The 5,907-nt window shown below is 75.7% G+C and carries 4 protein-coding genes; 1 reads left to right on the top strand and 3 read right to left on the bottom strand.

Annotated elements, in window-relative coordinates:
* Positions 1-316: 316 nt before the first annotated feature.
* The gene (locus tag RIF68_RS24770; RefSeq protein WP_309053509.1) at positions 317-907 is read right to left on the bottom strand and encodes a hypothetical protein; all 591 of its coding nucleotides are present in this window, start codon (positions 905-907) and stop codon (positions 317-319) included.
* A gap of 131 nt (positions 908-1,038) precedes the next feature.
* Here RIF68_RS24770 and RIF68_RS24765 point away from each other — a divergent pair, with 131 nt between their 5' ends.
* A complete protein-coding gene (locus tag RIF68_RS24765; RefSeq protein ID WP_309053508.1) occupies positions 1,039-1,713 on the top strand; it encodes a hypothetical protein in 675 nt (224 codons plus the stop codon).
* A 63-nt stretch (positions 1,714-1,776) separates the two neighbouring features.
* On the opposite strand, the gene RIF68_RS24760 is transcribed toward RIF68_RS24765, so the two are convergent.
* Together RIF68_RS24760 and RIF68_RS24755 are read right to left on the bottom strand one after the other, a co-directional pair.
* Positions 1,777-4,254, bottom strand: a complete 2,478-nt coding sequence (locus RIF68_RS24760) for a PQQ-binding-like beta-propeller repeat protein (protein WP_309053507.1) — start codon at positions 4,252-4,254, stop codon at positions 1,777-1,779.
* A 158-nt stretch (positions 4,255-4,412) separates the two neighbouring features.
* Positions 4,413-5,543, bottom strand: coding sequence for a VOC family protein (locus RIF68_RS24755; protein WP_309053506.1), 1,131 nt, complete (start codon positions 5,541-5,543; stop codon positions 4,413-4,415).
* Between the last annotated feature and the right edge of the window lie 364 nt (positions 5,544-5,907).

Below are 5,907 nucleotides of genomic sequence, written 5' to 3'. Positions count from 1 at the left end.
ACGGTGCCCTCGCCGAGGCGGGCGGCGACGAGTTCGCCGTCGCGGCAGGGGCGGACGGTGAGGTGCTCGGGCCCCGTGGGCAGCCGGACGGTGATGATCACACCCTGGGCGGCCTGCTGCGGGGTGAGGGTGAGAGGGATCTCGGGAAGCGGGGACGCGGAGGGCGAGGACACGGGCAGCTCCAGAGAGAGGTGTGGGTGCTGGGCGCCGTACTCAACTGTCCTGAGGACGCTTTCCCTTCGGCGGCCGGTTGCACCGCCGATCCCCCAACTCCGCTTGTGCAGGCCGCCCTTGGCCCTCGCGTTCGCTCGTCCCGTCAGCGTTCGCGGATCTCCGCGACCACGCAGCTCCGTACCCGGTCGACCGCCTTCGGCTTGCGCATGAACACGTCGGCGGTCTCCGGGCCGCCGTCGCCCAGGGTGACGTCGACCGTCCAGCCGTCGACCGTCGCGCCCCGGGCGTCCTTGTACTCCACCCGGACCTCGAAGGTGCCCTTGACCGTCCAGTCCGCCGGGGTGACGCGGACGACGCCCGCCGTGTCCGCGGCGCGGGCCGCCTTGCCCTTGGTCCGCTTCCGGGCGGGTTTCACGCAGTCGATCACCTCGGCCGTCACGCGGGCCGTGCCCGTGGTCGCCGTGCCGGTGGGCGCCGGCTCCGTCGGGTACGTCTCCGAGCCGGAGCCCGAGTCGTTGCCGTACACGTCGTCCGAACCGGAACCGCCCCCGTTGTCGCCCCCGTCGCTGTTGGACTTGCGGGAGCTGGAGCAGCCGCCGCCGTCGGAGTCGCCGCCGCGGCTCTTGCCGCTGCCGCCCCCGCCGCCGCTGCCGCCCTTGCCGGTCTGGAATCCGGTCAGCGCGAGGACCACCACCGTGAGCACCGCCGCGAGTTTCAGACGCGTCCTTGCCATCGCCGTTTCCCCGTTCCGCCCGTGGATGTGTCGTGTCCGCGCCACCCTAGCGAGAGTCCGGGCGCCGCGTGGCGGGGCTCCTGGGGGCGGCGTAGCGTCGGGAGGAGAGCCGGACCCGAAGGAGGCCGCCGATGATCCGAAACGTCGTCGGCTCGATCCTGGCCCTCGCCGGAGCGACGGCCGCCGTCCTGAGCCCCTTCCGTGCCTGGTACGACGGCCGTCACGGGCGCGACTACCGGATCGAGGACCTGTTCGCCGGCATCACCGACTCCAAGGCCGAGGTCATCGGCTCGGTCCTGCTGCCGCTCGCCTTCGCCGCACTCCTCACCCTCGTGGGTGTCGTCCTGCGTTCGCGCCTGCTGGTGGCCCTCGCCGGTCTCGTCGTGCTGGGCTTCACCATTCTGTGGATGGTGCGCGTGGGGCAGGCCGAGGGCGGCCTCACGGTCGACCCGGACGGCGGCGGCCTGGGCACGGGCGTCGCCCTCGCGCTCCTGGGCGGGGTGCTGCTGCTCCTCGGCGCCCTGCTGATGGCGGGCCGGGCCCGCTCGCGCCGGGCGCCCGAGGAGGTGTCGACGCCCCCGGGGCACACGGCCCACCCGGGCCCGCCCGGCGGACCGCCACCGGAGGAGCACTCCCGGTACGCGGAGCCGGACCCGCGCGCGAACAGGGACCGGTACGGCGGGAACGAGGACTACGACCGGCGCGACGCGCCGCCCCCGTACGACGCCCCGACCCGGTCGTACGACGTCCCCGACCCGGACGGCCGGGAACGGGACCCCGACCGCGACCGCTGGAACAACCCCTAGGGGACCCCAGGGGCTCGGACGGACGAGCCCCGGGACCCCGGGGATCCCGCACGGCGAGACGCCCTACGGGCGCGGCGCCGCGCCCCGCCCCGCCGTGGCCGTGCCCTTGACCGCGTCCAGGGCGTAGACGCAGCGGTCCTTGCTGCACGCGTACACGACACCGTCCCTCGCGACCGGCGAGCCGGTGATCTCGCCGCCGGTGGCGAGCTTCCAGCGCAGCTGGCCGCCCGTCGCGTCCAGGGTGTAGAGGACGTGGTCGGCGGAGCCGAAGTGGACCCGGCCGTCGGCGACGACGGGGGAGCCGACGAGTTCGCCGCCCGCCGCGAAGCGCCAGCGCGGGGTGCCGGTCACCGCGTCCAGGGTGTAGAGCGCGCTGCCGCTGCCCACGTGGATGTTGCCGTCGGCGACGAGCACCGGCTCGGTCGACTGGCGCGCCTCCGTGGCGATCCGCCAGCGGTCCTGGCCGGTGGTGGCGTCGATCGCGTACACCGTGCCGAGGTGGTCGGCCAGGTACACGCCGCCGCCCGTGACGGCCGGCCCGGGAGCGAACGCGGGCGGCGACAGGAAGACGGCGGGCGCCTCGAAGTGCCAGCGGACGTGCCCGGCGGCGATGTCGATCGACAGGACCCGCGTGCCGGCGGAGACGTACACACAGCCGTCCTCCGCCGGGGCCACCCGGACCGGCACACCGCCGCAGGAGGCGGCGTCGCCCACCGGGTACGACCAGCGCTCGGTGCCCGTGCGGGCGTCGAGGGCCTGGAGCCGGGCGTTCCGCCAGACGTACACGGTGTCGCCGTGCACGGCCGGGCCCGCCTCCGGGGTCTCGAAGTCCGTCTGCGCGCCGGTGATCTCCCACAGCTTGGCGCCGTTGGAGGCCTCCCAGCCCTGGACGCCGCCGCCCCGGGTGCCGGTGACGACCGTGCCCCGGTCGACCTGGAGCGAGTACACCCACGCGTCGGTGTGCAGCCGCCAGCGCTCGCTGCCGTCGGTGGCGTCGAGGGCGTACAGGGTGGGTCCGTCGGAAGCGTGGATACGGCCCCCGGCGACCGCCATCGACCAGGCGACGTCCCGCGTCTTGAACTGGCGCCGGCCGCTCGCCGTGTCGAGTGCGTGCACCTCGAAGGAGGTGACGTAGAGAAGGTCCCCGTCGACCACCGGGGTCCCCCACACGTCGTTCGACATGCGGAAACGCCAGGGGCGCCAGCGGCCGGGCTCCGGCGGCGGGGCGGCGGCCTCGCCGGCCCCGTGCGCCGGCGCCCCCTGCGGCGGGGCGCCGTGGGGGCCGGTGCCGGGCGTGGCGGGCAGGCGGGTGCCGGGGGCGGGGCCGGGCTCCGCGCCGCCCGGCCCACCGATCGGCGGGCGGATCCAGCCGGTGGCGGGGCCCGCGTCGGCACCCCGGCCCACGGCGAGCGCGGCGCGCGTGTCGGCGACCCGGGGCCCGGGGCCGATCGGCACGGTGGCACCGCCCAGGCGGACGGGCCCGGCGGCCTCCTCGGCGGGACCGGCGTGCCGGCCGCCGCCGACCGGCGCGGGTTCCGGGCGGCGGCCGCCGCCGACGGCGGCCGGCTCCGGGGAGCGCGGGTCACCGGAACGGTCGGCGGGGCGGCGGGGCGGGCCGGGCGGCATCGGCGGCGGGGCGGCCGTGGGACGGCCGCCGCGCCGGGCCTCGATCATGGCGGTGGCGCGCTGCGGCAGCCACGCCGAGGCGGTGCCGCTGTCGTCGCTGCCGGGGCCGAAGAGGTGGGGGGCGAGCTGGGCCTGCAGGTCGGCGGGGGTGGGCCGCCGGGAGACGTCCATCTGCATGCAGGACTCGATGAGGGGCCGCAGCTCCTCGGGCAGCCCCTCCAGGTCGGGGCCTTCGCGGAGCAGCATGAAGACCGTCTCGACCGGGTTGGCACCGTGGTACGGCGCGTGCCCGGTGGCGGCGAAGACGAGCATGGAACCGAGCGAGAAGACGTCGCTGGCGCCGGTCACGCTCCGCGAGTCACGGGCCTGCTCGGGCGACATGTAGGCCGGGGTGCCGACGGCGACATTGGTCATGGTCAGACGCGTGTTGGAGACGCCGGACGCGATGCCGAAGTCGATCACCCGGGGGCCGTCCTCGACGACGAGGACGTTGGAGGGCTTGAGGTCCCGGTGGACGAGACCGGCCCCGTGGATGGACTGGAGGGCCTCCGCGACGCCGGCGGCGAGCCAGCGGACGGCCTGGGCCGGGAGCGGCCCGCACTCGTTCACTATCTCTTCGAGCGAGGGGGCGGGTACGTAGGCGGTGGCGAGCCACGGCACGGCGGCGCGCGGGTCGGCGTCGACCACGGCGGCCGTGTAGAAACCCGAGACGGCCCGGGCGGCCTCGACCTCGCGGGTGAACCGGACCCGGAACAGCTGGTCCTCCGCGAGCTCCGTGCGCACGGTCTTGATCGCCACGCGCCGGCCGGACGCCGAGCGCGCGAGATAGACCAGGCCCATTCCGCCCGCGCCGAGCCGGCCCAGCACCTCGAAGGGCCCGATGCGTCTCGGGTCGTGCTGCGTCAGCTGTTCCACTTGCCTGCCACCTCCCCGTACGGGCCATGAGGGTACGGCCCCGTGGCCCTGATTGTTCCTGTCCGGAGCCCCGGTTGCGAACCCGGGGGCGGATCGGGGTGTCACAGGTCATGCGGAGCGGACGGCTCATCTCGTACCGGATGGTCCGGGGAGGTGGCTCACACGGCGGGAGGCCGCCGTGTGAAGCCCTCGTCCCGCGGCCAGGGGCTCTCCCCGGAGGGGCCGGCGGCCCCGGATCCCGGGCCCGCATCGGGGTCGCGGTCCGGATCGGGGGCGTCGGGGCCACGGTCGTCGTCCGGGGTGGGTACGGGCCCGGGGCGGTCTGCGTCGGCAACGGGTACCGGCCCGGGGCCCGGGTCCTCGGGGTCCCGCGCGCCGGGGCCGCCCGCGTCCATGAGGTCCTCGTCGGCCGGCCCCCGCCCCGTGAGGTCCCGGCCGGCCGGGGCCCGGTCCGTGAGGTCGTCCGCGGGGCCCCGATCACGTGCCGCCGGCTCGGAGCCCGAAGACGGGGACCCGGCGGGCTCCGCGATGACCGCGAAACGCGCGCCCTGGTTGTCGTGGAGCACGGCGATCCGGCCGTGGGGGGTGTCGAAGGCCGGTTCGGCGACCCGGCCGCCGAGACGGACGGTGGTCTCGCAGGCCTCGTCGCAGTCGCGGACGGCGAAGTACACGAGGACGTGGCCCGGCATCTCGGCGGGGAAGGCGTCGGTGATGACCGCCCGCCCGCCGAAGGCGGTGTCGTCGCCGGGGCGGGAACCGGGCGGCGACCAGACGCGGTAGTCGAAGCCGGGGTCCTTGCCCTCCTCGGCGGGGTCGGCCTGGCGGCCCAGGTAGCCGAAGACGGTGGCGTAGAAGGTGTCCACGGCCTCGGGGCGCCGGGTGTAGACCTCCATCCAGCAGAAGGTGCCCGGCTCGTTGGTCCGCTCGAAGCCGTTGTCGTCACCGGACTGGCGGATGCCGAAGACCGCGCCGCCGGGGTCGGCGGCGAGGGCGAGCACGCCGAACGGCCCCACGGGATACGGCTCCATGACCATCTGGCCGCCCGCGGCCTTGATTCGGGCGGAGAGGGCGCCCGCGTCCCGGGTGGAGAGGTAGAGCGTCCAGGTGGTGGGCATCCGGCCGTCCCGCTTGGGGAGCAGCCCGGCGACCCGGCGTCCGTCGAGCAGGGCCTCGTGCCGGTCGGGGTCGAAGGTCCAGCCGAACAGCTCTCGGTAGAACCGTTTGCCCGCCTCGAGGTCGGGAAGCTGCGCGTCCACCCAGCACGGGGTGCCCTCAGGGAATACGGCCATGGCACCACGCTAGGGCGGCGGAGGCGCTCGCGCATGCCCCGACATGCGAACAAAGAGACGATTCGAGGCCCTGGAACCCTTGGGGCGCCCGGGTTGTCCACCGAAGTTGTCCACAGGCTGTTCATAAGCCTATTCGGGTACGGGGAGCGGCCCGGGGCCCCGTACGACCCCGGCCGGCGAGGCCTCCCCCGGCCCACCCGCCGAGCCGCCTCCGGACCGTCCCGGCGTCCGCCCCGAGCCGCCCCCGAGCCGTCCCCGAACCCTCCGCGCATCACCCCGGAGGCCTTCCCGGAGGGCCGGCGACACCGCCCGCGCCCCTTCCGCGCACCCGTCCCGACCTCCCCGAACGCCGTCCGGCGGGGGG

Origin of the sequence: Streptomyces sp., from assembly GCF_031178505.1 — a bacterium.
Classification (GTDB): domain Bacteria; phylum Actinomycetota; class Actinomycetes; order Streptomycetales; family Streptomycetaceae; genus Streptomyces; species Streptomyces gulbargensis.
The sequence above is the reverse complement of the archived record's forward strand: the minus strand, read 5'-3'. Positions and strand labels throughout refer to the sequence as shown.